General features: G+C 69.9%; 24 protein-coding genes. 6 read left to right on the top strand and 18 right to left on the bottom strand.

Features of this window, described 5'->3' with window-relative positions:
• Positions 1 to 44 precede the first annotated feature (44 nt).
• On the top strand, positions 45 to 476 hold the full coding sequence (locus A5680_RS01480; protein WP_055405295.1) for a limonene-1,2-epoxide hydrolase family protein: 432 nt from the start codon (positions 45 to 47) through the stop codon (positions 474 to 476).
• A gap of 1 nt (position 477) precedes the next feature.
• On the opposite strand, the gene A5680_RS01475 is transcribed toward A5680_RS01480, so the two are convergent.
• The 4 genes from A5680_RS01475 to pgsA all read right to left on the bottom strand — a co-directional run bounded on the left by A5680_RS01475 (position 478) and on the right by pgsA (position 3298).
• The gene (locus A5680_RS01475; RefSeq protein ID WP_067815343.1) at positions 478 to 1287 is read right to left on the bottom strand and encodes a hypothetical protein; all 810 of its coding nucleotides are present in this window, start codon (positions 1285 to 1287) and stop codon (positions 478 to 480) included.
• A 9-nt stretch (positions 1288 to 1296) separates the two neighbouring features.
• Positions 1297 to 2124: a phage shock protein PspA gene (gene pspA / locus A5680_RS01470; RefSeq protein WP_055405297.1), complete on the bottom strand. Its 828-nt coding sequence runs from the start codon at positions 2122 to 2124 to the stop codon at positions 1297 to 1299.
• Positions 2125 to 2241: 117 nt separating this feature from the next.
• Positions 2242 to 2583, bottom strand: a complete 342-nt coding sequence (clgR, locus tag A5680_RS01465; RefSeq protein WP_055405298.1) for a transcriptional regulator ClgR — start codon at positions 2581 to 2583, stop codon at positions 2242 to 2244.
• 115 nt (positions 2584 to 2698) lie between these two features.
• Entirely contained in the window at positions 2699 to 3298 is a 600-nt protein-coding gene (pgsA, locus tag A5680_RS01460) for a CDP-diacylglycerol--glycerol-3-phosphate 3-phosphatidyltransferase (RefSeq protein WP_055405299.1), read from the bottom strand.
• 56 nt (positions 3299 to 3354) lie between these two features.
• On the opposite strand from pgsA, the gene A5680_RS01455 reads away from it, so the two are divergent.
• The gene (locus tag A5680_RS01455; RefSeq protein ID WP_197499711.1) at positions 3355 to 3870 is read left to right on the top strand and encodes an amino-acid N-acetyltransferase; all 516 of its coding nucleotides are present in this window, start codon (positions 3355 to 3357) and stop codon (positions 3868 to 3870) included.
• A gap of 87 nt (positions 3871 to 3957) precedes the next feature.
• Here A5680_RS01455 and A5680_RS01450 read toward each other — a convergent pair whose 3' ends face one another.
• Entirely contained in the window at positions 3958 to 6432 is a 2475-nt protein-coding gene (locus tag A5680_RS01450; RefSeq protein WP_082970229.1) for a DNA translocase FtsK, read from the bottom strand.
• 177 nt (positions 6433 to 6609) lie between these two features.
• Here A5680_RS01450 and A5680_RS01445 point away from each other — a divergent pair, with 177 nt between their 5' ends.
• Genes A5680_RS01445 through A5680_RS01435 form a run of 3 tightly spaced genes read left to right on the top strand, consistent with a single transcriptional unit; the run spans position 6610 to position 8621 of the window.
• The gene (locus A5680_RS01445; RefSeq protein WP_055405301.1) at positions 6610 to 6924 is read left to right on the top strand and encodes a putative quinol monooxygenase; all 315 of its coding nucleotides are present in this window, start codon (positions 6610 to 6612) and stop codon (positions 6922 to 6924) included.
• Positions 6921 to 7742 carry a mycofactocin-coupled SDR family oxidoreductase gene (locus tag A5680_RS01440; protein WP_067815504.1) on the top strand — a complete coding sequence of 274 codons (822 nt, stop codon included), beginning with the start codon at positions 6921 to 6923 and terminating at the stop codon, positions 7740 to 7742. The genes A5680_RS01445 and A5680_RS01440 overlap by 4 nt, the downstream gene beginning before the upstream one ends.
• Positions 7743 to 7748: 6 nt before the next feature.
• The gene (locus A5680_RS01435; protein WP_055405633.1) at positions 7749 to 8621 is read left to right on the top strand and encodes an SAM-dependent methyltransferase; all 873 of its coding nucleotides are present in this window, start codon (positions 7749 to 7751) and stop codon (positions 8619 to 8621) included.
• 20 nt (positions 8622 to 8641) lie between these two features.
• Here A5680_RS01435 and A5680_RS01430 read toward each other — a convergent pair whose 3' ends face one another.
• The 9 genes from A5680_RS01430 to A5680_RS01390 form a co-directional block, all read right to left on the bottom strand.
• Complete coding sequence (locus A5680_RS01430) at positions 8642 to 10318, bottom strand: ribonuclease J (protein ID WP_067815337.1); 1677 nt, start codon at positions 10316 to 10318, stop codon at positions 8642 to 8644.
• A 19-nt stretch (positions 10319 to 10337) separates the two neighbouring features.
• The gene (gene dapA, locus A5680_RS01425) at positions 10338 to 11240 is read right to left on the bottom strand and encodes a 4-hydroxy-tetrahydrodipicolinate synthase (protein ID WP_055405631.1); all 903 of its coding nucleotides are present in this window, start codon (positions 11238 to 11240) and stop codon (positions 10338 to 10340) included.
• A gap of 68 nt (positions 11241 to 11308) precedes the next feature.
• Entirely contained in the window at positions 11309 to 12061 is a 753-nt protein-coding gene (thyX, locus tag A5680_RS01420; RefSeq protein WP_067815501.1) for an FAD-dependent thymidylate synthase, read from the bottom strand.
• A 10-nt stretch (positions 12062 to 12071) separates the two neighbouring features.
• The gene (locus A5680_RS01415) at positions 12072 to 13127 is read right to left on the bottom strand and encodes a restriction endonuclease subunit S (protein ID WP_067815334.1); all 1056 of its coding nucleotides are present in this window, start codon (positions 13125 to 13127) and stop codon (positions 12072 to 12074) included.
• Entirely contained in the window at positions 13124 to 14497 is a 1374-nt protein-coding gene (locus A5680_RS01410; RefSeq protein WP_067815331.1) for an N-6 DNA methylase, read from the bottom strand. Before A5680_RS01410 ends, A5680_RS01415 begins: the two co-directional genes overlap by 4 nt.
• The gene (locus A5680_RS01405) at positions 14497 to 15747 is read right to left on the bottom strand and encodes a winged helix-turn-helix domain-containing protein (RefSeq protein ID WP_197499713.1); all 1251 of its coding nucleotides are present in this window, start codon (positions 15745 to 15747) and stop codon (positions 14497 to 14499) included. Before A5680_RS01405 ends, A5680_RS01410 begins: the two co-directional genes overlap by 1 nt.
• A gap of 37 nt (positions 15748 to 15784) precedes the next feature.
• Complete coding sequence (locus A5680_RS01400; RefSeq protein WP_067815498.1) at positions 15785 to 16486, bottom strand: cell division protein DivIVA; 702 nt, start codon at positions 16484 to 16486, stop codon at positions 15785 to 15787.
• A gap of 85 nt (positions 16487 to 16571) precedes the next feature.
• The gene (locus A5680_RS01395) at positions 16572 to 17069 is read right to left on the bottom strand and encodes a dihydrofolate reductase (RefSeq protein ID WP_067815326.1); all 498 of its coding nucleotides are present in this window, start codon (positions 17067 to 17069) and stop codon (positions 16572 to 16574) included.
• 49 nt (positions 17070 to 17118) lie between these two features.
• The gene (locus A5680_RS01390) at positions 17119 to 17919 is read right to left on the bottom strand and encodes a thymidylate synthase (RefSeq protein ID WP_067815323.1); all 801 of its coding nucleotides are present in this window, start codon (positions 17917 to 17919) and stop codon (positions 17119 to 17121) included.
• A 211-nt stretch (positions 17920 to 18130) separates the two neighbouring features.
• Between A5680_RS01390 and A5680_RS01385 the strand changes: the two genes are divergently transcribed.
• The gene (locus tag A5680_RS01385; RefSeq protein ID WP_067815320.1) at positions 18131 to 18871 is read left to right on the top strand and encodes a dienelactone hydrolase family protein; all 741 of its coding nucleotides are present in this window, start codon (positions 18131 to 18133) and stop codon (positions 18869 to 18871) included.
• On the opposite strand, the gene A5680_RS01380 is transcribed toward A5680_RS01385, so the two are convergent.
• The 4 genes from A5680_RS01380 to A5680_RS01365 all read right to left on the bottom strand — a co-directional run bounded on the left by A5680_RS01380 (position 18860) and on the right by A5680_RS01365 (position 23308).
• The gene (locus A5680_RS01380; protein ID WP_067815317.1) at positions 18860 to 20074 is read right to left on the bottom strand and encodes a glycosyltransferase; all 1215 of its coding nucleotides are present in this window, start codon (positions 20072 to 20074) and stop codon (positions 18860 to 18862) included. The two genes, A5680_RS01385 and A5680_RS01380, sit on opposite strands and share 12 nt — an antisense overlap.
• Before the next feature lie 173 nt (positions 20075 to 20247).
• Positions 20248 to 21339 (bottom strand): acyl-CoA dehydrogenase family protein, encoded by a 1092-nt coding sequence (locus A5680_RS01375; protein ID WP_067815313.1) that lies wholly within the window; start codon positions 21337 to 21339, stop codon positions 20248 to 20250.
• Positions 21336 to 22529 (bottom strand): acyl-CoA dehydrogenase family protein, encoded by a 1194-nt coding sequence (locus A5680_RS01370; RefSeq protein WP_067815311.1) that lies wholly within the window; start codon positions 22527 to 22529, stop codon positions 21336 to 21338. The genes A5680_RS01375 and A5680_RS01370 overlap by 4 nt, the downstream gene beginning before the upstream one ends.
• Positions 22530 to 22531: 2 nt before the next feature.
• The gene (locus tag A5680_RS01365) at positions 22532 to 23308 is read right to left on the bottom strand and encodes an SDR family oxidoreductase (RefSeq protein ID WP_055405613.1); all 777 of its coding nucleotides are present in this window, start codon (positions 23306 to 23308) and stop codon (positions 22532 to 22534) included.
• Between the last annotated feature and the right edge of the window lie 47 nt (positions 23309 to 23355).

Below are 23355 nucleotides of genomic sequence, written 5' to 3'. Positions count from 1 at the left end.
CCTGCCACAGCGCGCGGCCGCGACGCTCGCCTACGCTGGCACTCATGACCGAGCTGACTGGGACAGGCGTCGCGAACACCCGCACGGTCGAGGGTTTCCTGAACGCCCTGCAGGACGCGGATTACGACACCGCCGATGCGGCACTGGCCGACAACCTCGTCTACGAGAACGTGGGGTTGCCGACCATTCACGGCCGCGCCAGAGCGATGAAGCTGTTTCGCCAGATGGACGGCCGGGCCGCCTTCGAGGTGAAGATCCACCGCATCGCCGCCGACGGCGGGGCGGTGCTCACCGAGCGCACCGACGCCCTGATCTTCGGCCCGGTCCGGCTGCAGTTCTGGGTTTGCGGCGTGTTCGAAGTTCAGGACGGGCGAATCACGTTGTGGCGCGACTACTTCGACTTCTTCGACATGTTGAAGGCCACCGTTCGCGGCCTGGCGGCGGTGGTGCTGCCGTCGCTCAAAGCGACGTTCTAGGCTAGCTGGCGCCGCGCAAGCCGCCGAGTTCGTCGAACGCCTGCGCCCAGCCGACCAGGCGGTCGGTGGCTCCGGTCAGCTCGGCGCGGTAGCGCTGCGACGCGGCGAACTGATCGCCGTTGGCCGAGGACACCAATTGCGCTGCGGCGGTGACCATCTCGTTGTACTGGCGGACGCCGGCGCTCAGCTGCGCGGTGAACGCGTTGATGGTGGGCACCAGGTAGGACCGCGATGATTCGCTGGACTGGGCCGCCCGCTCCATCGACACCACCTCCGCGGCGGTGGCCGCCATGGCCGCCGAGCTCTTGTTGGCCGCCGCGGTCAGGTCGCGGATTTCCGCGGTCGGCAGCATCGAGCCCCGTTCGATCACGTTCAACAGCGACAGGAACCCGCGTTCGGAGGCGCCCAGCGCGTACATCGCGGGCCGCGCCGCCGAGCCGGGCGGCGGCAGCCGGCGCACGTTCGTCGGGCGTGGCGTGGGCAACGGCTCGGCGCGCAGCCACCGGTAGCGCAGCAGCAACAGCGTCGCGGGGATCGCCATCACGACCGCGACGGCGCCGGTGATCTCCAGCAGGAGCGCAAACCAACCCCACGCCGCCAGCAGTATCGTCACCGCCGCCCAGAACACGCAACCGGCGGCGAATATCAGGCCCCACCGCAGCGCGCGGCGCTGCCGCCGCAGCAGCCGCGCACGCGGATCCGTTGCGGCGCTGATCTTCTGGGCCACCAGGTCGGACAGGTCGGCGGCGGTGGCCAACCCGCGCCCCAGCAGCGAGCGCCAGAGCCCGCGCTGCGTCCCGCTCACCGACACGACACCGCGTTACTGGCCAAAGGGTTTCTCGGTGACCGCGCCCCCGGTGGTCTCGGCGGGAGCGGGGGTCGCGGGGGTCGCCCCGGCGGCGGGCGTGCCACCGGTCGGCAGCGCTTCGCCGCGCATCGAGGCGCGGATCTGCTCGAGCCGGGAGTGGCCGGCCATCTGCACCCCGGCCTGCTCGACCTCGAGCATCCGGCCCTGCACCGAACCCTGCGCGAGCTCCGCCGCGCCGACCGCGTTGGCGTAGCGGCGCTCGATCTTGTCGCGCACCTCGTCGAGGCTGGGCACGTTGCCGGGCGCGGCGATCTCGCTCATCGACCGCAGCGAGGCGCTCACCTGCTCCTGCATCTTGGCCTGCTCGAGCTGGCTGAGCAGCTTGGTGCGCTCGGCGATCTTCTGCTGCAGCACCATCGCGTTCTGCTCGACCGCCTTCTTGGCCTGGGCGGCCGCGCTCAGCGCCTGATCGTGCAGCGTCTTGAGGTCCTCGACGCTCTGCTCGGCGGTGACCAACTGGGCCGCGAACGCCTCGGCGGCGTTGTTGTACTCGGCGGCCTTGGCGGCGTCACCTGAGGCGGTGGCCTGGTCGGCCAGCGTCAGGGCCTGACGCACGTTGACCTGAAGCTTTTCGATGTCCGCGAGCTGCCGGTTGAGCCGCATTTCCAGCTGGCGCTGGTTGCCGATCACCTGGGCCGCCTGCTGAGTCAGCGCCTGATGCGTGCGTTGCGCTTCCTCGATGGCCTGCTGAATCTGCACTTTGGGGTCGGCGTGCTCGTCGATCTTCGCGTTGAACAGCGCCATGAGGTACTTCCACGCTTTGACGAACGGATTGGCCATGAGTGAGCTCCGCCTTCGCTTCTTGTGGGCCGGACGGCCCCTGGATGGGCCGTCGCTTGTCGCTCAATTTAGTGGGTCGACGCCCGTCGCCCCACCCCTAACGCCGGATCCCCGCGCTCAGGCGATCGCCAGGGAGGCGACCGGCGGGATGACGACCTTGGTGTCGACGTCGATGCTGGGGCCGCGCAGCCCGTCGGCGGGCACGGCGTGTTCGTGAGCCCGTTCGACGCCTGCCATCCGCTCGCCGGCGTCGGTGAGCACCGACGACAGCGGCACCTGCAGCGCCTCGCAGATCGCGTTGAGCAGCTCGCTGGACGGCTCCTTGCGGCCGCGTTCCACCTCGGACAGGTACCCGAGGCTCACCCGCGCCGAATCGGACACCTCGCGCAGCGTGCGGCCCTGCGTCATGCGGGCCTCGCGCAGCACGTCGCCGATGACCTCGCGCACCAATGGCGGCATTTCTGCCCTCCTTCGTCCAGTCAGCCCGCCCGGCACGTGATCGGCCGCGTTCGGCAGGCGCTCACTACGTGAAACGCCGGCGCTGCGGTCTTGGTTCCCGTTCGGCGGCCGAGATTCAGTCGGCGGTCCGGCGTATTTCCCGCACGGTCGAGACGACGTAGTCGATGCCGGTGACGACGGTCAGCAGGATGGCCGCCCCCATCACCACCGCGGCCGTGACCCGCAGCGGCCCGGTCAGCGGCAGGATGAACAAGCCGATCGCCACCACCTGGACGACGGTCTTGACCTTGCCGCCCCAGCTAGCGGGGATGACCCCACGGCGGATCACGGCCAGCCGCAGCACGGTCACCCCGAACTCGCGGGCCAGGATCAGCACCGTGACCCACCAGGGCAGGTCGCCGAGCATCGAGAGCCCGATCAGCGCCGATCCGACCAGCGTCTTGTCCGCGATCGGGTCGACGAACGCGCCGAATTCGGTTGCCATGCCGTAGTTGCGGGCCAGTAGGCCGTCCAGCCGGTCGGTGATGCACGCGATCGCGAAAATCGCGAAAGCCACGATCCGGAAGGCGATCTCGTGACCGTCCTTGGCGAACAGTGCGAGCAGGAAGATCGGGACCAGCACCAGGCGCAGCAACGTCAGGGTGTTGGCGAGGTTTGCGATATGAGCGCGGGCCGGCGGCCCCGTAAGCGGACCCGTTTGCGGCTGCCCCGACACCGCAACAGAATAACCGGTGACCAGCGCACCCGTCCCCGATGTCGATACTGTTAGCCGTGACCGAAAGTTCGCATGACTACCGACCGGTGGTGCGCCGCGCGCGAACGTCCGATGTCCCCGCGATCAAGCAACTCGTCGACACGTATGCGGGAAAGATCCTGCTCGAGAAGAACCTGGTGACGCTGTACGAGGCCATCCAGGAATTCTGGGTGGCCGAATGCGAGGACAAGGTCGTCGGGTGCGGCGCGCTGCACGTGATGTGGTCCGACCTGGGCGAGGTCCGCACGGTCGCCGTGGACCCGGCGATGACCGGCCACGGCATCGGCCACGCGATCGTCGACCGGCTACTGGAGGTAGCTCGCGAACTGCAGCTGAAGCGGCTGTTCGTGCTGACCTTCGAGACGGAGTTCTTCGGCAAGCACGGCTTCACCGAGATCGAGGGCACGCCGGTCACCGCCGAGGTGTTCGAGGAGATGTGCCGCTCCTACGACATCGGTGTCGCCGAGTTCCTGGACCTGAGCTACGTCAAGCCCAACATCCTGGGCAACTCCCGGATGCTGCTGGTGCTGTGACTCACTGACCGCCGAACGTGAACTGAGGGCGAAAAATCCGCCGAAATCCCGCCCTGAGTGCACGTTCGGCGACCGGGCGACCGCCCGCTAGTCCTCGGGCTCGCCGCCGTCGGCGTCGGCGCCGCCGCGGATCAGGGCCAGCGTGCCGGCCAGCTCGTCGGGCTTGACCAGCACCTCGCGCGCCTTGGATCCCTCGCTGGGCCCGACGATGCCGCGGGTCTCCATCAGGTCCATCAGCCGGCCGGCCTTGGCGAAGCCGACGCGCAGCTTGCGCTGCAGCATCGAGGTCGAGCCGAACTGGCTGGACACCACCAGCTCGACCGCCTGCAGGAACACGTCCATGTCGTCGCCGATGTCGGGGTCGACGTCGGTGCGTTCGCCGGTCGGCTTGGCCGTGGTGACGCCCTCGGTGTACTCGGGCTCGGCCTGCACTTTGCAGGCCCCGACAACGGCCTGGATCTCCTCGTCGGTGATGTAGGCGCCCTGCAGGCGCAGCGGCTTGCTCGCGCCCATCGGCAGGAAAAGGCCGTCACCCATGCCGATCAGCTTCTCCGCGCCGGCCTGGTCCAGGATCACCCGGCTGTCGGTGAGCGACGACGTGGCGAACGCCAGCCGGGACGGCACGTTGGTCTTGATCAGCCCGGTGACCACGTCCACCGACGGGCGCTGGGTGGCCAGCACCAGGTGGATGCCCGCCGCGCGCGCCTTCTGGGTGATCCGCACGATGGCGTCCTCGACGTCCCGCGGCGCGGTCATCATCAGGTCGGCCAGCTCGTCGACGATCGCCACCACGTACGGGTAGGGCCGGTATTCGCGCTGGCTGCCCAGCGGCGCGGTGATGGCGCCCGAGCGGACCTTCTCGTTGAAGTCGTCGATGTGGCGGACCCGGGAGGCCTGCATGTCCTGGTAGCGCTGCTCCATCTCCTCGACCAGCCACGCGAGCGCGGCCGCCGCCTTCTTCGGCTGGGTGATGATCGGGGTAATCAGGTGCGGAATGCCCTCGTACGGCGTGAGTTCCACCATCTTCGGGTCGATCAGGATCATCCTGACCTCCTCCGGGGTGGCCCGGGTCAGCAGCGAGACCAGCATGGAGTTGACGAAGCTGGACTTACCCGAACCGGTGGAGCCGGCGACCAGCAGGTGCGGCATCTTGGCCAGGTTGGCCGAGATGAAGTCGCCCTCGATGTCCTTGCCCAGCCCGATCACCAGCGGGTGGTGGTCGCGCCGGGTCGACGGCGCGGTGAGCACGTCGGCCAGGCGCACCATCTCCCGGTCGGTGTTGGGCACCTCGATGCCGACGGCGGACTTGCCGGGGATCGGGGCCAGCATCCGGACGCTCTCGGTGGCCACCGCGTAGGCGATGTTCTTCTGCAGCGCGGTGATCTTCTCCACCTTCACGCCCGGCCCCAGCTCGACCTCGTAGCGGGTGACCGTCGGCCCGCGGGTGCAGCCGGTGACCGCCGCGTCGACCTTGAACTGGGTGAGCACCTCGCCGATGGCCTCGGCCATGACGTTGTTGGCGGCGCTGCGCTTCTTGGGCGGGTCGCCGGCGATCAGCAGGCCCATCGACGGCAGGGTGTAAGGCCCCTCGACGACCCGGTCCAGCACCTCGGTCTTCTTCTTCTCGCGGCGCCGGCTCTTCCCGATGGCCGGCTCCGGCGTGGTGGGAATGTCGTCCTCGTTGTCACGCAGGGCCGGGGCCGGGTCCGCCGTCGGCCAGGCCTGCGGCCCGTCGTCGGCAAGCGCACTCTCGTCGTAGAAGTCTTCGGCCGCATCGGAATCCGCGTACTCGTCGTAGTCGTCGTACTCGTCGTAGTCGTCGCCGGGCAGTCGGGCGCCGACCATGGCGCGGATCGCGTCGGGCACCTCCCGGATGGTGGTCCCGGTGAGCAACAGCAGGCCGAACATGAAGCCGATGAACAACAGCGGCGCCGCGATCCAGGCCGTCAGCCCGTCCGACAGCGGGCCGCCGATGGCGAAGCCGATGAATCCCGCCGCGCGGCGGCGCGCCTCCGGGTCCTCGGGCGAGCCGGACCACAGGTGGCGCAGGCCCAGCACGGACAGCGCGATCAGGGTGGCGCCCAGGATCAGCCTGGGGCGCGCGTCGGGGTTGGGCTGGGTGCGCATCAACGCCACCGCCACCACGGCGGTCACGACCGGGAGCGCCAGGACACCCGCGCCGAGGAAGGTGCGCAACAGCGTGTCCACCCAGGCGCCGACCGGCCGGGCGGCGCTGAACCAGGAGCTCGCCGCGACCACGACGGACAGGCCCAGCAGCATCAGCGCGATCCCGTCGCGGCGGTGCCCCGGGTCGATGTCGCGGGCCCGCCCGATCGACCGGGCCGCCCCTCCGGTGCTGCGGGCGGCCATCAGCCAGGTGGCGCGCAGGGCGCGGCCGCCGGTCAGCCCGGCGGCCACCACTAGCGAATGCTGACGCCGCTTGGCGGGCCTGCTCGGCCGCTTTCGGGGGGCCGCCGGCCGCGTGCGACCCGACCCGCTTCGCGAACTGGCCTTTGACCTGCTCGTTCGAGCTTTGGAGCGGGTGGCGGTCTTGTTAGCCATGTCGGCCAGGGTAGTCGCATCGATATCATCTGCACCACCCGCCACACTGGTAACGATTGGGGGTTGTGACCCATCTGACCGGTGGGCCACGGGGTCGCCTGAGTAGGGTGGACAACCGGTGACCGAGGTAACAAAGCCGTGCGCGTCACCCACCCCTTAGCCGCAGGAGGCCCCAGCATGCCCGTCGTCGTCGTTGCCACCTTGACCGTCAAACCCGAATCGGTCGACACCGTCCGTGACATCCTCACGCAGGCGGTGGAGGAAGTGCACAACGAACCGGGCTGCCAGTTGTACTCGTTGCACCAATCGGGCGAGACCTTCGTCTTCGTGGAGCAGTGGGCCGACCCCGAGGCGCTCAAGGCGCACAGCACCGCGCCCGCCGTCACCAAGATGTTCACCGCGGCCGGCGACCACCTGGCCGGGGCGCCGGACATCAAGATGCTGCAGCCCGTGCCCGCGGGCGATCCGGACAAGGGCCAGATCCGGTCCTGATGGGGCGGCCACTCGAGGGCAAGGTCGCCTTCATCACCGGCGCGGCGCGCGGCCAGGGTCGCGCGCACGCGGTGCGGCTGGCCTCCGACGGCGCGGACATCATCGGGGTCGACCTGTGCGATCAGATCGCCAGCGTCCCCTATCCGCTGGCCACCGAGGAAGACCTGGCGCAAACCGTAAAGTTGGTCGAGGACACCGGCGCGCGCATCGTCGCCGCCCGAGGCGACGTCCGCGACCGGGCATCGCTGTCGGCCGCGCTGCAGGCGGGCCTGGACGAATTCGGCCGGCTCGACATCGTCGTCGCCAACGCCGGCATCGCCCCGATGCAATCCGGCGACGACGGCTGGCGCGACGTCATCGACGTCAACCTCACCGGCGTCTACAACACCATCAAGGTTGCCATCCCGACCATGGTCGCCCAAGGCACCGGCGGGTCGATCGTGCTGATCAGTTCGAGCGCCGGCCTGGCCGGCGTGGGCAGCCCGGACGCCGGTTCCGTCGGTTATGCCGCCGCCAAGCATGGCGTGGTGGGCCTGATGCGGGTGTACGCGAATCTGCTTGCGACGCAGTATATTCGGGTGAACTCGATACATCCGTCCGGTGTCGAGACCCCGATGATCAACAACGAGTTCACCCGCGAGTGGCTCGCGAAGATGGCCGCCGCGACCGATACGCCCGGGGCCATGGGCAACGCCATGCCGGTGGAGGTGCTGGATGTGGAAGACGTCGCCAACGCGGTGGCGTGGCTGGTGTCCGACCAGGCCCGCTACATCACCGGCGTCACGCTGCCCGTCGATGCCGGCTTCTTGAACAAGTAGCGGCGTATGGCACGAAATCCCGCCGCGCAGACAGCCTTCGGCCCGATGGTCCTGGCGGCCGTCGAGCACAACGAGCCGCCGGCCCGCCGGCTGGTGGACGACGACCTGGCCGAGCTGTTTCTGCCGCCGCCGCTGCGGTGGCTGGTGGCCGCGACGCGGGTCGCGCCGTTGCGCCGCTTGATGATCCGCGGATCGGAATGGTCCGGCCGCGGGCTGTGGGCGAACCTGGCCTGCCGCAAGCGTTTCATCGGCGACAAGCTCGCCGAGGCGCTCGACGGCATCGACGCGGTCGTCATCCTCGGCGCCGGACTGGACACCCGCGCTTACCTTCTCACGCGGCAGGTGCGGATCCCGGTCTTCGAGGTCGACCTGCCGGTGAACATCGCCAGGAAGGTCAAGACGGTCCGGCGGGTGCTGGGCGGCCCGCCGATGTCGGTCCGCCAGGTGGCGCTGGACCTGGAGCGCGACGACCTGCTCACCGCCCTGGCCGAGCACGGCTACCGCACCGATTACCGGGCGTTCTTCATCTGCGAGGGCGTCACGCAATACCTGACGGAAGCCACCGTCAGACGGACCTTGGAGGGGTTGCGCGCCGCCGCCCCGGGCAGCCGGTTGGTATTCACCTACGTGCGCGGGGATTTCATCGACGGCACCAACCTGTACGGCACCCGCACGCTGTACCGCAGCGTGCGGCAGCGGCGGCAGTTGTGGCACTTCGGCCTGCAGCCCGAGGAAGTCGGTGCCTTCGTCGCGGAATACGGTTGGCGGCTGCTGGAGCAGGCCGGGCCCGACGAACTCGTCCGGCGTTACGTGGAACCCACCGGCCGCAAACTCACTGCCTCCCAAATCGAATGGTCGGCCTACGCGGAGAAGTTGTAGCGCCGGGCGCTCAGGTACGGTCAGACCTCGATGACCGTCGGCACGATCATCGGCTGCCGCCGGTAGGTCTCGCCCACCCACTTGCCCACGGTGCGGCGGACGGCCTGCGCGATGCGGCCCGGGTCGGTGATGTTCTCGGCCACCAGCGCTTCCAGCTCGGCCTCCACCCGGCGCACGGCCGGCTCTAGCGCCTTGGGGTCCTCGGAGAAACCCCGCGAGTGCAGGTGCGGCGCGACCACCGGACGCCCGGTGCCGCGCTGGACGATCACGGTCACCGCGACGAAACCCGACGACAGGATGAGCCGCTCCCCCAGCGTAATGTCGCCGACGTCGCCGTTGATCAGCCCGTCGACGAACATCTTGCCGACCGGCACCGCCCCGGCGATCGACGCCCTGCCGGCGACCAGGTCGACGCTGACCCCGTTCTCGGCCAACAGGATTGACTCCTCGGGCACCCCGGTGCTGGCCGCCAGCTTGGCGTTGGCGCGCAGCATTCGCCAGGTGCCGTGCACCGGCATCACATTGCGCGGCCGCACGCCGTTGTAGAGGAACAACAGCTCGCCGGCATACGCGTGCCCCGAAACATGCACGCGGGCTTGGGCATTGGTGACCACGCGGGCGCCGATCTTGGCGAGCTCGTCGATCACGCCGTAGACCGCCTCCTCGTTGCCCGGGATCAGCGACGACGCCAGGACGATGAGGTCCCCCGCGGTCAGCGTGATGCTGCGGTGCTCGCCGCGCGACATCCGCGACAACGCCGACATGGGCTCGCCCTGGGTGCCCGTGGTGATCAGCACCACCCGCTCGGGCGGCATCAGCTCGGCCGCGCCGATGTCGATCACGTCGGAATCGGCCACCCGCAGGAACCCGAGCTCGCGGGCGATGCCCATGTTGCGCACCATCGAGCGCCCGACGAACGAGACGCGCCGGCCCAACGCGACCGCGGCGTCGATGATCTGCTGCACGCGGTCGACGTTGGAGGCGAAGCACGCCACGATGACGCGGCCGTCGGCGCCGCGGATCAGGCGATGCAGCGTCGGACCCACCTCGCTTTCCGACGGCCCCACGCCGGGGATCTCGGAGTTGGTCGAGTCGCACAGGAACAGGTCCACGCCCGCGTCCCCGAGGCGGGACAAGCCGGGCAGGTCGGTGGGCCGGCCGTCCAGGGGCAGCTGGTCGAGCTTGATGTCGCCGGTGTGCAAGACGGTGCCCGCGCCGGTGTGGACGGCGATCGCCAGCGCGTCCGGGATGGAGTGGTTGACGGCGAAGTATTGGCACTCGAAGACGCCGTGGGTGCTGCGCTGCCCCTCGGTCACCTCGACGAAGACCGGCTTGAGCCGGTGCTCACGGCATTTCGCGGCGACCAGCGCCAGGGTGAACTTGGACCCGACGACCGGGATGTCCGGGCGCAGCTTGAGCAGGAACGGGATGCCGCCGATGTGGTCCTCGTGCGCATGGGTGAGCACCAGCGCCTCGATGTCGTCAAGCCGGTCTTCGATGTGGCGCAGGTCCGGCAGGATCAGGTCCACCCCGGGCTCGTCGTGGGTGGGGAACATCACCCCGCAGTCGATGATCAGCAGCCGGCCGAGATGCTCGAAAACGGTCATGTTGCGGCCGATTTCGCTGATACCGCCCAGCGCGGTGACCCGCAACCCACCATTCGTCAACCGACCAGGAGGGGTGAGGTCTACATCCACTTACGGTCCACCCTTTGGGTCATCGGAGCACCGACGCCGCGCGCATATCGGCGGCAAGCGCATCGATCTGCTCGGGCGTCGCGGGCATTTGCGGCAGGCGAGGATCGCCAACCTCGATGCCCTGCAGGCGAAGCCCCGCCTTGGACAACGTGACGCCGCCCAGCCGGCTCATCGCGTCACACAGCGGGGCGACGGTCGTGTTGATCTTCCGCGCGGTGGCGATGTCGCCGGAAGCGAAGGCGGACAACATTTCTCGGAGATGACCCGCGGCCAGGTGCGAGATCACGCTGATGAAGCCGGTGGCGCCCATGGCCAGCCACGGCAGGTTCAGCGCGTCGTCACCGGAGTAGTACGCCAGCCCGGTCTCGGCGATGATCTGGCCGCCGGCGTGCAGGTCGGCCTTGGCGTCCTTGATTCCCACGATGTTGGGGTGGGCGGCCAGCGCGCGGATGGTCGCGGTCTCGATCGGTATCACCGAACGCGGCGGGATGTCGTAGAGCAGCACCGGCAGGTCGGTGGCGTCGGCGATGGCGGTGAAATGCGCGATCAGCCCGCTCTGCGGCGGCTTGGAGTAGTAGGGCGTCACCACCAGCAATCCGTGCGCGCCCTCCGCCGCGCAGGCCTTTGCCAGGCGGACGCTGTGAGCGGTGTCATAGGTGCCCGCGCCGGCGATAACGCGCGCGCGGTCGCCGACGGCCTCCAGCACGACGCGCACCAGTTCCCGCTTCTCGTCATCGGTGGTGGTGGGCGACTCGCCGGTGGTTCCGGAGACCACCAGGCCGTCGCATCCGGCGTCTACCAGGTGGTTCGCCAACTGCGCCGCGGCGGCGGTGTCGAGCGAACCGTCGGGAGCAAACGGCGTCACCATCGCGGTCAGGACGGTTCCCAACCGTGCCGGGGCGTCGAATCCGACGGTGCTCACGGTCTTTAGGTTACCTGGCGGCGGCAAGGTCTTTAGTAACGGCGCGGGCCTGCCACGGCCGCCGGGAATCAGGCCTCGGTCGCCAGCGGGCTGGTCGCGACCTCGGTCCCGTCGGCCAGCGTCGAGATCTCGAAGTCGGCGAACACCGCGGGCGCGGCGTTCCAGAGCTGGCGCAGGCACTCGATGGCCAGCCGCCGGATTTCCACGTCGGCGTGCTCGCTGGCGCGCATGGCGATGAAGTGCCGCCAGGCGCGGTAATTGCCCGTCACGACGATGCGGGTCTCGGTCGCGTTCGGCAGCACGGCCCGCGCGGCCTGACGCGCCTGCTTGCGCCGCAAAATGGCGTTGGGCTGGTCGGCGAATTTGGCCTCCAGCCTGGCCAACAGCTCGGCGTAGGTGGCCCGGCTGGCGTCGGCGGCATCGGTCAGGATCCGTCGCAACTCGGGGTCGTCTTCCATGCCCGGCGGCACCACGACGTGCGACTCGCCCTCCGGCACGTAGCGCTGCGACAGCTGGGAGAAGGAGAAATGCCGGTGCCGGATCAGCTCGTGGGTGAGCGACCGGGAGATGCCGGTGATGTAGAACGACACGTTCGCGTGTTCGAGCACCGAGAAATGGCCCACGTCGATGATGTGCTTGAGGTAGCCGGCATTGGTCGCCGTCTTGGGATTGGGTTTGGACCAGCTTTGATAGCAGGCGCGGCCGGCGAACTCCACCAGCGCCGGCCCGCCGTCGGCGTCCGTGGTCCAGGGCACGTCCGGCGGCGCCAGGAACTCTGTCTTGGCGATCAGTTGCACGCGCAGCGGCGCGGTCTCGGCCACGGCGCTCACCTTAACGCGCTGGCCGAACGCGGAGTTCACCCGATATCAGCGGTGGCAGCAGCGCGTCGCGGAACGCGGCCAACCGCGCGCTCTCGGTGCGACGGGCATGGCACAGCGCCCCCAGGCCGGTGATCGTTTGCCGGGCCGCGGCCGGCAGGCGCCGGACGTCGGGGACCCGGACGTCCAGCAGATCGCCCGGCCGGATCCGCTGGTGGCTGCCCGACGTGCCGGCCGCCCGCCGCCGCAACCGGTCGGAGACGTGCGGGTGGCGCACGGCGGACCACAGGGCTGAGGCGTCGACCCCGGTGGGCGTCAGGGCGACGAACTCGGTGCTGGCCACGGCCATTTCCGGCGGCAGGACGGCCACGTTCCAGATGCGCGGGATTCGCGGATTCAGCTTCGCGAACAAGACGCAGGGCACCGAGAGGAGGTACTTGCCGCTCCTGATGGACTCGGCGCTCACGACGCGGGGATTCGCCCCGTCGTCGAAGGCCGGCAGGCTGAAGTGCGCGACCACCTCGTCGAATTCGGCCACGGTGACGAACGCCGACGACCGGCTCGCCAGGCGGCCCAGCGGCGCGCGCCCGGGGGCCGACCCCGCGATGGCCACCATCAGGTTCTCGGCGGCCGCGATCACCCGCTCGTTGGCGGACACCTTGTCGTCGAGGGCGCCGAGCAATTCGGCGATCGCCGCCCGCTGCGGGGCCGCCACGCTGCGCACCGCCACGTCGCGCAGGATCCGCTGGTTGAGCAGCGGCTGTCCCGATCCGGATCGGTGATCGCCCAGTCGGCAGGTTTGCATCGCGTAGTACCAGTACCGCGTGTCCCGTGCGTCCTTGGCCCGGCAGACCAGTGCGTTTTCGGTGACCCAGACGTCGGATTCGCAGTACCGCAGGGTGCCGCACTGCGAGCCGACGCGCCCGAGCACGATCAGCGGGCCCGTCGCGTTGTGTTCGGTGGCGTACCCGATGGCCCCGTTGGCGCCGTAGACGCGGAATTGCCCGCCGGGCGCTCGCCGCGGCGCGCCGGTGCTGAAGAGCAGGTGCTCACCCAGCGTGGTTTTCACCGCAGGCGCTCCAGTTGTTGGCGCACAACGCTTTCCAGGCGTGCGGATTCGTCGAGCGCGGTCAGCAGCTCACCGGTCAGGCGGGTGATCTTCTGATCGACCGGTTCGCCGTCGTCCGCGGCGGCGGGCGTGCCGACGTAACGTCCCGGCGTCAGGGTGTAGCCGGCCGCGGCGATCTCGCCGATCGACGCGGAGCCGCAGAACCCCGGAACATCGTTATATTCAAGGTCTTTCGCGGCCGTAGAGCCCGATCCGCGCCACGCGCGGTAGGCGTCGGCGATGCGCCGCACCTCCTCGTGCGTCAGCGCCCGTTCGCCGCGATCGATCAGGTAGCCGAGCTCACGGGCGTCGATGAACAGCACCTGGCCGGACCGGTGGCCCTTGTCGGTGTCGAAGAACCACAGACACACCGGGATCGACGTGGAGCGAAACAGCTGCGCGGGCAGCGCCACCATGCACGACACCAGGTCGGCGTCGACGATTCGCGCGCGAATGTCGCCCTCCCCCAGGGTGTTCGACGACATCGAACCGTTCGCCATCACCACACCGGCCTTGCCGCCGGGGGCCAGCTTGGACAGGATGTGCTGAAGCCACGCGTAGTTGGCGTTGCCGGCGGGCGGAACACCGAAGCGCCAGCGCGGGTCCCGCTCGTCGCGCGCCCAATCCTTGATGTTGAAGGGCGGATTGGCCAGCACGTAATCCATCTGCACGCCGGCGTGTTGGTCCTCGACGAACGTGTCGCCCCAGCGCGCGCCCAGGCCCGTGTCGTCGATGCCGTGCACGGCGAGGTTCATCTTGGCCATCCGCCAGGTCTGCTCAACGCTTTCCTGTCCGAAAATCGTGACCCGCGCGGGGTCGCCGTCGTGTTCGGCGATGAACCGCTCGGTCTGCACGAACATCCCGCCCGAGCCGCAGCACGGGTCATAAACCCGCCCGCCCGAGGGTTCCAGCAGCTCGACGATCACCCGGACCACGCTGGGCGGGGTGAAAAATTCGCCGCCCCGCCGCCCTTCCGCGCGCGCGAAGTTGCCCAGGAAGTACTCGTACACCTCGCCCATCAGGTCCCGCGCGCGTCCTCGTTCGCCGACGGGCGCGGCGTCGAGCAGGCGCAGCAGCTCCCCGAGGCGGCGTTGGTCGAGGCTGTCGTACAGCCGGGGCAGCGCCGCGGCCTCCATCGCGTCATCGACGAGCCGGCCGATATCCGCGCGTTCCGCGTTGTGCGCCAACGCTTCCCACTGCGCGGCGCAGGAGTGCTTGAGGAACACCAGCCCGAGGATGGCGTCCTTGTATTGGCTGGCCGACAGGGAGCCGCGCAGCTTGTTGGCCGCCCTCCACAGCGTGTCCTTGAGGTCCTTGTCCGTCGCCCGCATCAGCTCACCGCCCTCAGGTCGGCGGCCAGGTCGCCCCGGGTGGCGACGCTGAACCCGCCCAGGTCCAGCCATGCGGCCATGGACCGCAGTTCACCGGCCAGCGCCCGCAGCACGCGCGGCCGCGGGATGTCCGGCTCGCCGAACGCGCCCATCACGCGCAGCGTGTCGGCGGCCCGGTCGGCCTTGAGGTCGACGCGCGCGACCAGTCGCCCGTCCATCAGCAGCGGCCACACGTAGTAGCCGTATTGGCGCTTGGCCGCCGGGGTGTAGATCTCGATGCGGTAATGAAACCCGAACAACCGCTCGACCCGCGGCCGAAAGAAGATCAGCGGGTCGAACGGACACAACAGCGCGGTGCCCCGGTCGGAACGCGGCACCGCCCGGCCGGTGCGCAGGTAGGCCGGCGCGGGCCAGCCGTCCACCTCGACCCGTTCGATATCCCCCGCGGCCACCAGGTCCGCGACCGCCGGCTTGACCTGCTGGGCCGACAGCCGGAAGTAGTCGCGGATGTCCGCCTCGGTGGCCACGCCGAGCGCGCCGGCCGCGCGCAGCGTGAGCTCCCGGACGGCCTCGTAGTCGTCGACCTCGCGCGCCAGCACGCTCGCCGGCAGCACCCGCTCCACCAGGTCGTAGTGGCGGGCGAAGCCCACCCGGGTGGCCGTGGTGAGCACGCCCGCCGCGAACAGCGCCTCGGCGACCCACTTGGTGTCGCTGCGGTTCCACCACGTGCCCTTCTTCCTGCGTGGCTCCGCGGCGTATTTCGAGGCGAGGTGCGCTTCGATCTGCCCGGCCGTGCTGGGCCCGAGCTCGGTGACGGCCGCGACGATGTCCTCGGCGAGCTGGGGATTGGCCTTGACGATGTGGGTGCCCCACCGGCCATGGGTGTACTGGCGCATCCGCCAGCGCAGCAGCGGCCAGTCGTCGACGGCCACCAGCGCGGCCTCGTGAGCCCAGTACTCGGCCAGCAGCCGCGACGACCGCGGCCCCCAGGCTGCGCGATCCAGCACGTCGCGGTCGTAGGGACCGAGCCTGCTGAACACCGGGGCGTAATGGGCGCGCACCGCAACGGACACCGAATCCAGTTGCAGCACTTGGATTCTCGATATCAGCCGCTTCAAGTGGGCGCGGGTGACCGGACCGGCGGGCCGCGGCTCGCTAAAGCCTTGGGCCGCAACGGCGATGCGCCGGGCTTGGTCGGCCGACAGGGTCCGGCTGGGCACGGCGCCGAGAATACCGCCCGGGTGCGACAGGGTCCGGCCGCGACGCGGCGAGCCCGGCCTGAACCGCCTATCCCGTGCTGACCTTCCGGTCCAGCGGCACCACGACGCTGGGCTCCGGCGCGTTCTTCTGCTCCTGATAGGCCGACTCGAGAGCGGCCGGGACCGCCTCGAGGTCGCGGTAGACGCCCATCAACTGCTCGAGGACGCTGATCCGTTGCTGAATCGCCTCGTCGGCGGCGCGGCGGGCCTGCTCGCGGTAGTGATCGGCCTCCCGCTGGGCGTCGCGCCACGCCTTGTCGATCGCCGCCTCGGTTTCGGCACGCTTCTCGGCCAATTCGGCCTCCAGCTGCTTCTTGGTTTCCTCGTAATCGGTTTCCATGGCTTTTCGTTGCTCGGCCATCTCCGCCAACTCCTGTTCGTGCTTTCGCTGCGCGGCCTCGACTTCGGCCTCGGTCGCCGCGATCAGCGCGTCCGCCTCGCTCCGCGCCTCGGCCTGCATCTCGGCAACCTCGTCGACCGCGCGGCGCAGCATCTGCGCCATCCGCCGCTGCACCGCGTGGGGTGAGGGTGAGGTGTCGGTGAGGACCGCGACCTCCTTGCGCAGCGCGGCCGTCTGGTCGCCGGCTTCCTTCAACCGGGTCCGCAGGCTCTCCACGTCGGAGAGCAACAGCTGCTGCTTGGTGGTCAGCATCTCGATGTGGGCGTCGACCGCGGTCGGGTCATAACCCCTGAACATGCGAGTGAACGATTTCGTGGGTTCGGTTATCACTGCCAATTCCCCCTCCTGGCAATTGATGTCTTTGTCGAGACCGACCCCCGCGTCCGAGTATGTCACGGGCGCGGAGACCGACGGCTCATGCCCGACGGTAGCTGTGCAGCCGGTACCGCAGCCCCGTGCGGCTGACCTGCCACTCCCCCGTCTCGCCCAGCCAGCTGTCGTCGAGCACCGGGGCCAACGCGTCGTCGTCGTCGCGTCGAAGGTCGACTTCGACCTCGGTCACCTCGCACCGGGTGGCGTGCGGCAGGGCGAGCAGATAAACCTGCTCACCGCCGATCACCCAGGTCTGCGGCTCGCCCTCGCAACCGCCGAGGGCCGCTTCGAGCGAACTGACGACCTGCGCCCCGTCGGCGACGAAGTCCCCCCGGCGCGAGAGTACGACATTGGTGCGACCCGGCAACGGCCGGACCTTGGTCGGCAACGACTCCCACGTGCGCCGGCCCATCACCACCGTGTGCCCGAAGGTCAGCTCTTTGAAGCGGGCCAGGTCCTCGGGCACCCGCCAGGGAATGTCGCCGCCGCGGCCGATGATGCCGGATGTCGACTGAGCCCAGATCAACCCCAGCTGCGTCATACTCGCCACTCCTTGACCCCAGCGTCGCTGGCGTCGTCGTCGGCGCGGGTCATACCGCGACGGGGGCTTTGATCGCCGGGTGCGGGTCGTAGTTCTTCACGACGACGTCGTCGTACGTGTAGTCGAAGATCGAATCCCTGTGCGCCAGAACCAGTTCCGGGTACGGCCGCGGCTCGCGGCTAAGCTGGGTCCGCACCTGCTCGACGTGGTTGTCGTAGATGTGGCAATCGCCGCCCGTCCAGACGAACTCGCCGACCGACAGCCCCGCCTGCGCGGCCATCATGTGGGTGAGCAGCGCGTAGCTGGCGATGTTGAACGGCACCCCGAGAAACAGGTCGGCGCTGCGCTGATACAGCTGGCAGCTCAACCGCCCGTCGGCGACGTAGAACTGGAAGAACGCGTGACACGGCGGCAGCGCCATCTGCGGGATCTCCCCGACGTTCCATGCCGACACGATGATGCGCCGCGAGTCCGGGTCGGTGCGCAGCAAGTCCAGCGCCGCGCTGATCTGGTCGATGTGCTCGCCCGTCGGCGTGGGCCACGACCGCCACTGCACGCCGTAGATCGGTCCGAGATCACCTGTGGCACTGGCCCATTCGTCCCAGATGGTGACGCCGTGCTCGCGCAGCCAGGCGACGTTGGAGTCGCCGCGCAGGAACCACAGCAACTCGTAGACCACCGACTTCAGATGCACCTTCTTGGTGGTGAGCAGCGGAAAGCCGGCCGACAGGTCGTAGCGGATCTGCTGGCCGAACAGGCTGCGGGTGCCGGTGCCGGTGCGGTCGGATTTGGCCGTGCCCCGCTCGAGCACCACGCGCAGCAGGTCCTCGTAGGGCGTGGGAACCGGCACGCGGCCAGCTTAGCGGCGATCGCAAGCGCGGCGAAGCCGGGCGCGGCGGGTCGACGCCAGAAAAATTGCGCGGCGATCGCAAGCGCGGCGAAGCCGGGCGCGGCGGGTCGCCGCCTGAAAAATTGCGCGGCGATCGCAAGCGCGGCGAAGCCGGGCGCGGCGGGTCGACGCCAAAAAAATCGGTCCAGCCCTCCGGAGTAGAACGGAGGCCATGCCGAAAATCACCGACAACGTCACCACCGCCGATGGCACGTGTCCCGTCGGCCTGTTCACCCCCGAGGGAACCGGTCCCTGGCCGGGCGTAGTCATGTACTGCGACGCCGGCGGGGTGCGCGACACCTTCGACCAGATGGCCGCCAAGCTGGCCGGATTCGGTTACGCCGTGCTACTTCCCGACGTCTACTACCGCAGCGGCGATTGGGCCCCGTTCGACATGGCCACCGTCTTCGGCGACGAGCGGGAACGCCGGCGCCTGTTCGGCATGATCGGCAGCATCACGCCGGACAAGATGGCCGGCGACGCCGCCGCGTTCTTCGACTACCTCGCGACCCGCCCGGAGGTGTGCGGGGAGCGCTTCGGCGTGTGCGGCTACTGCATGGGCGGCCGCGCGTCCCTGGTGGTCGCCGGCCGGGTCCCGGAGCGCGTCGCCGCCGCGGCGTCGTTCCACGGCGGCGGGCTGGTGACCGACACCGCGGACAGCCCGCATCTGCTCGCGGACCGGATCACCGCCACCGTCTACGTGGGCGGCGCCAAGGACGACGCGTCCTTCACCCGCGACCACGCCGAGCAGCTCGACAAGGCGCTGACCGCGGCCGGCGTGCAGCACACCATCGAGTGGTATCCGGCCGCCCACGGGTTCGCGGTGCCGGACAACACGCCCTATGACCCCGCCGCGGCCGAGCGGCACTGGCAGGTCATGACCGAGGTGTTCGGTTCGGCCTTAGGTGCCTAACCCCTCCAGCATCAGCGTCGCGGCGACGCTCGCACCGTCGGGGCGGATCGTCGCGGCCACCGCGCTCGCCCGACCGCGGGTCTGCGGCGTCAAAACCGGCTCGAGCGCGGCCGCCAGCGACTCGGCCGTCGGAGCCGGGCCGTCATGCGCGTTGCCGATGCCCAGCTCCGCCACCCGGGCGGCCCAGTACGGCTGATCGGCGCCCTGGGGCACCAACACCTGCGGCGCACCGGCCCGCGCGGCCGTGGTCGTGGTGCCCGCGCCACCGTGGTGCACGACGGCGGCGACGTGGGCGAAGAGCGCCCGATGGTTCAGCTCGCCGACACCGAGGCAGTCGTCCCGGTCGTCTATCGGGGCCAGGCCGGACCAGCCGCGGTAAAGAATCGCGCGGTGGCCGTGCGCGCGCACGGCCTCGACGACGGCCCGGGAAAGGTCCTTGGCGGCACGCATGGGCATGCTGCCGAAGCCCACGTACACCGGCGCCGGCCCGGCGTCCAGGAACGCCGACAGCGCCGGCGGAAGGGGGCGTTCGTCGGCCAGCAGCCACGCCCCGGTCTGGATCACGTCAAGCCCGCTGTTTTCCGGCCACGGGCTCAGGACCGGGTCCACCGCCAGCCAGGGACGCTCGGTGAGCGCATAGTCGCGGACGTCGTCCAGCGGCGGGAGGCCCAGCCTCGCGCGGTGACTGTTGAGTGTCGCGCCGAACAGCGTGTTCATCTGCTGCGCGTCCGTCCGCCACAGCACCCGGTTGTCGATCAGGCCCTCCGGCAGCTGGCCGGCATAGGTGGGGGGCAGGTGGTGGGGCGACGGCAGGATCGTGGGTTGGTAGCTCACGTACACGTAGGGGATGCCCAACCGCTCGGCCACCGACCGCGCACCCGCCGCGACCGGCGGGAATCCGGTCGCCACCAGCAGGTCGCATCCGTCGGCCGCGGCGGCCACGGTGTCGAACTGCGCGGCGACGAGCCCGTCCAGGTGCCGGCGCAACTGGTCCTCCGAGGGCGTGAGGCTTGCCGCCATCGCGCGCCACGAATCGCCGAATGGCACCAGCGGCAGGCCGATATCGGCGAGCAAGTCCGCGAATTCCCGGTCCGGCGGTGCGCACACCCGAACCTCGGCGCCGAGCGCCCGCAACTGAACCCCGACCGCTGCGAGCGGTTCGACCGCCCCGCGCGAGTCGTGGGTGGACAGCAGCACGCGCATTCCGATGCTCGTCACCTCCGGGATTCGTGAGCGGGACCGACACATTCTCATGAAATGCGAGTGCGGTGACGGGCACATCGGGGCGACACGCCCGCACGCCGACGAATGTCGCTGCGCGACAGAGAGTTTCCCATCCGGCGTCCGCTCCGCGCTAAAAATCAGTGCGAGCGCAACTAACTGGGGGGCAGGCCCACCAACGCGGCCAGGCGGGCCCGGTGACGGTATGCGGTGCCGAAGGCCAACTGGTCGCTCTTGGCCCGCTTGAGGTACAGGTGGGCGGGATACTCCCACGTCATGCCGATGCCACCGTGTAGCTGGACGCACTCCTCGGCCGCGTGCACGGCGACGCCGCTGCAATATGCCTGGGCGAGGGCCGCCGCGACGGGCGCGTCGTCGTCGTCCCGGGCGCACGTGTCGGCGGCGTGGCGGGCCGCCGCGGTCGCGGCGCTGACCTCTAACCACAGATCGGCCAGCCGGTGCTTGATCGCCTGGTACGAGCCGATCGCGCGGCCGAACTGCTTGCGCTGCTTGGCATAATCCAGGGTCGTCGCGAAACACCACTGGGCGACTCCGAGTTGCTCGGACGCCAGCAGCGCCGCCCCGGTGCGCAGGGCCTCGGCGATCGGGCCGTCCGCCGGCCCGACGCGCGACGAGTCGGCCGCCGAAAAGCTCACGTCCGCAAGGGGTCTCGTCATGTCCAAGGCCAGCAGCGGCGACACCTGGACACCCGCGGCGGGCCGGGAGACGGTATGCAGCTCCAGCCCGTCCGGGCCGGCGACCGGCACCACCAGCACGTCCGCCTCGGCGGCGCCGGCGACGCTGGTGACCGATCCGCTCAACCCGTCGGCGCCGCCGCTCACCGCCGGCACCGGATCGCCGGGCCCGGTCGACAACGGCACCGCCAACGCGGCGGTCAGCTCACCTCGCGACAGCGCGGAGACGGTTTCGGTGTCGCCGGCGGCCAACAGCGCGACCGTGGCCAGCACCGCGCTGGACAAGTACGGCACCGGCGCGACGGCCCGGCCGATCTCCTCCATGACGACCGCGGCCTCCCGAGCGCCGGCGCCCGCGCCGCCGAGCGACTCCGGGACCAGCAGGCCGGCCACCCCCAGCTCGACGGCCAGGGTGCGCCAGACGTTCGAGAAGTCTGGTGGCTCGGCGTCGTAGGCGCGGGCCACCGCTTCCGGCGGGCAACGGTCGGCGAACAGGTGCCGAACGCTGTCGCGCAAAGCCTCCTCGGTATCGGAGTACAGCAGGTCGCTCATCGATCCAGGTCCTTCCAGGCGACATCCTTGTCGACGCGGTGCTCGCCGGGCAGGCCGAGGATGCGTTCGGAGATGGTGTTGCGCAGGATTTCCGAGGTGCCGCCCTCGATCGAATTGCCGCGCGCGCGTAGGTAGCGGTAACCGGGCTCGCGCCCGATCAGGTCGACGGTCTCGGTCCTGCGCATGGTCCAGTCGTCGTACCGCAGACCCGCCTCGCCGTGCAGCTCGATCTCGAAACCCGAAATGGCTTGCGCCAGCTTGGCGAAGGCGATCTTCATGCCCGCGCCTTCCGGCCCGGGCTGACCGGCCTGGGCCTGTTGCCGCAACCGTTCGCCGGCCAGCCGGAGCACCTCCGCGTCGACCCACAGTTTCGTCAGCTCGTCGTGCAGCGCGGGGTCGCGCAGCGCGGGGTTGTCCCGCCACGCCTTGGTGACCTTCCCGATCATGCCGCCCTCACGCGGAGTTCCGGCGCGGGTGCCGATGGCGACGCGCTCGTTGTTGAGCGTGGTGGTCGCGACCCGCCAGCCGCCGCCGACCGGGCCGAGCCGGTTCGCGTCGGGCACCCGGACCTCGGTGAGGAACACCTCGTTGAATTCGGCCTCGCCGGTGATCTGGCGCAGCGGACGCACCTCGACGCCGGGCTGGGTCATGTCGCACAGGAAGTACGTCAGGCCAAAGTGTTTGGGCACCGTCGGGTCGGTGCGGGCGACCAGGATGGCCATCTGCGCGTGCTGCGCCATCGACGTCCACACCTTCTGCCCGTTGACAATCCAGTCGTCACCGTCGCGGACCGCCCGGGTTGCCAACCCCGCCAGGTCCGATCCCGCGCCGGGTTCGCTGAACAACTGGCAGTACACCTGCTCGCCAGTGAACAAGGGGCGCAGAAACTTTCGCTTCTGTTCGTCGGTGCCGAACGCGGCGATGGTGGGCGCCGCCATCCCCATGCCGATGAAGTTCTTGGGGGTGCCACCCACCGGCGCGCCCGCCGCGGACAGCTGGGCGTCGACGAGTTCCTGAGCCTTGCGCGGCAGGTCAAGGCCGCCGAAGCCGCGCGGCAGATGCACCCAGGCCAGCCCCGCATCGTATTGCGCCCCAAGGAATTCGCGCGCGTCGGTGGCCGCCGGGTCGTGCTCGTCCAGCAGCGCCTGCACCCGCCCCTGGAGGTCGACCGACCACTCTTCGGTGCTCATGGCTAGCCCTGCGGCCGCGTTTGAAAGCCCTGCGCCGCGCCCAGCAGCAGGCCACCGTCGATGACCATCGTTTCACCGGTGATCCAGCTCGCGGCGTCGGAAACCAAGAAGGCCACGGCCGCGGCGACGTCGGCGGGCTCGCCGATGCGCCCGAGCGCGATCGAGGACGCGAGCGGGTCCTCGTGGTCCTTCCACAGCGCCTCGGCCAGCCGGGTGCGCACCACGCCGGGGGCGATCGCGTTGACGCGGACGCGGGGCGAGAGCTCCAGCGCCAGCTGCTTGGTGGCGTGGATCAGCGCGGCCTTGGTGGCGTTGTACATCCCCATGGCCGGCGACTGGTGCAGGCCGCCGATGGAGGCGGTGTTGACGATCGCGCCGCCGTGCTCGCCCATCCACGACTTGACGACGAGCGAGGTCCACAGCAGCGGCGCCCAGAGGTTGACGTCGAAGATCTTGGTGAAGCGGGCGTGGTCCTGGTCGATCAGCGGGCCGTAGGCCGGGTTGGTGCCGGCGTTGTTGATCAGGATGTCCGCGCTGCCGAAACGTTCGAGCGTGAGGTCCACGCAGCGCCGGGCGGCGTCCTCGTCGACCGCGTGCGCCCCGACGCCCAGGGCGTTGCCGTCCACCTGCGCGGCGGCCTCGTCGGCGGCCTCCTGCTTGCGGGCGGTGAGCACCACGTTCGCCCCCGCGGCCGCGAGCTGCTGGGCGATCGCGAGCCCGATGCCGCGGGAGGCGCCGGTGATGATCGCGGTTCGGCCGCTCAGATCCAGTGATGTCATCGTGGTGCGCCTTCCGTTGCGGTGCGTTTGCCGATGTTTATGCGGGT

Source organism: Mycobacterium sp. E2989, from assembly GCF_001667595.1.
Classification (GTDB): domain Bacteria; phylum Actinomycetota; class Actinomycetes; order Mycobacteriales; family Mycobacteriaceae; genus Mycobacterium.
Note: the sequence above shows the minus strand (reverse complement) of the source record. Positions and strands in the feature narration are given on the sequence as shown.

Excerpts from the sequence above, each read along its gene's own strand:
- clgR (WP_055405298.1), bottom strand. The coding sequence starts at position 2,583 with ATGCCGCCATTGGTGCGCGAGGTCATCGGCGACGTGCTGCGCGAGGCC.
- A5680_RS01395 (WP_067815326.1), bottom strand. The coding sequence starts at position 17,069 with ATGACGCAGCTGGGGTTGATCTGGGCTCAGTCGACATCCGGCATCATC.
- A5680_RS01445 (WP_055405301.1), top strand. The coding sequence starts at position 6,610 with ATGCCCGTCGTCGTCGTTGCCACCTTGACCGTCAAACCCGAATCGGTC.
- A5680_RS01450 (WP_082970229.1), bottom strand. The coding sequence starts at position 6,432 with ATGGCTAACAAGACCGCCACCCGCTCCAAAGCTCGAACGAGCAGGTCA.
- A5680_RS01380 (WP_067815317.1), bottom strand. The coding sequence starts at position 20,074 with ATGCGCGTGCTGCTGTCCACCCACGACTCGCGCGGGGCGGTCGAACCG.
- A5680_RS01410 (WP_067815331.1), bottom strand. The coding sequence starts at position 14,497 with ATGCGGGCGACGGACAAGGACCTCAAGGACACGCTGTGGAGGGCGGCC.
- A5680_RS01385 (WP_067815320.1), top strand. The coding sequence starts at position 18,131 with ATGCCGAAAATCACCGACAACGTCACCACCGCCGATGGCACGTGTCCC.
- pspA (WP_055405297.1), bottom strand. The coding sequence starts at position 2,124 with ATGGCCAATCCGTTCGTCAAAGCGTGGAAGTACCTCATGGCGCTGTTC.
- A5680_RS01365 (WP_055405613.1), bottom strand. The coding sequence starts at position 23,308 with ATGACATCACTGGATCTGAGCGGCCGAACCGCGATCATCACCGGCGCC.
- A5680_RS01480 (WP_055405295.1), top strand. The coding sequence starts at position 45 with ATGACCGAGCTGACTGGGACAGGCGTCGCGAACACCCGCACGGTCGAG.
- A5680_RS01435 (WP_055405633.1), top strand. The coding sequence starts at position 7,749 with ATGGCACGAAATCCCGCCGCGCAGACAGCCTTCGGCCCGATGGTCCTG.
- A5680_RS01370 (WP_067815311.1), bottom strand. The coding sequence starts at position 22,529 with ATGAGCACCGAAGAGTGGTCGGTCGACCTCCAGGGGCGGGTGCAGGCG.
- A5680_RS01375 (WP_067815313.1), bottom strand. The coding sequence starts at position 21,339 with ATGAGCGACCTGCTGTACTCCGATACCGAGGAGGCTTTGCGCGACAGC.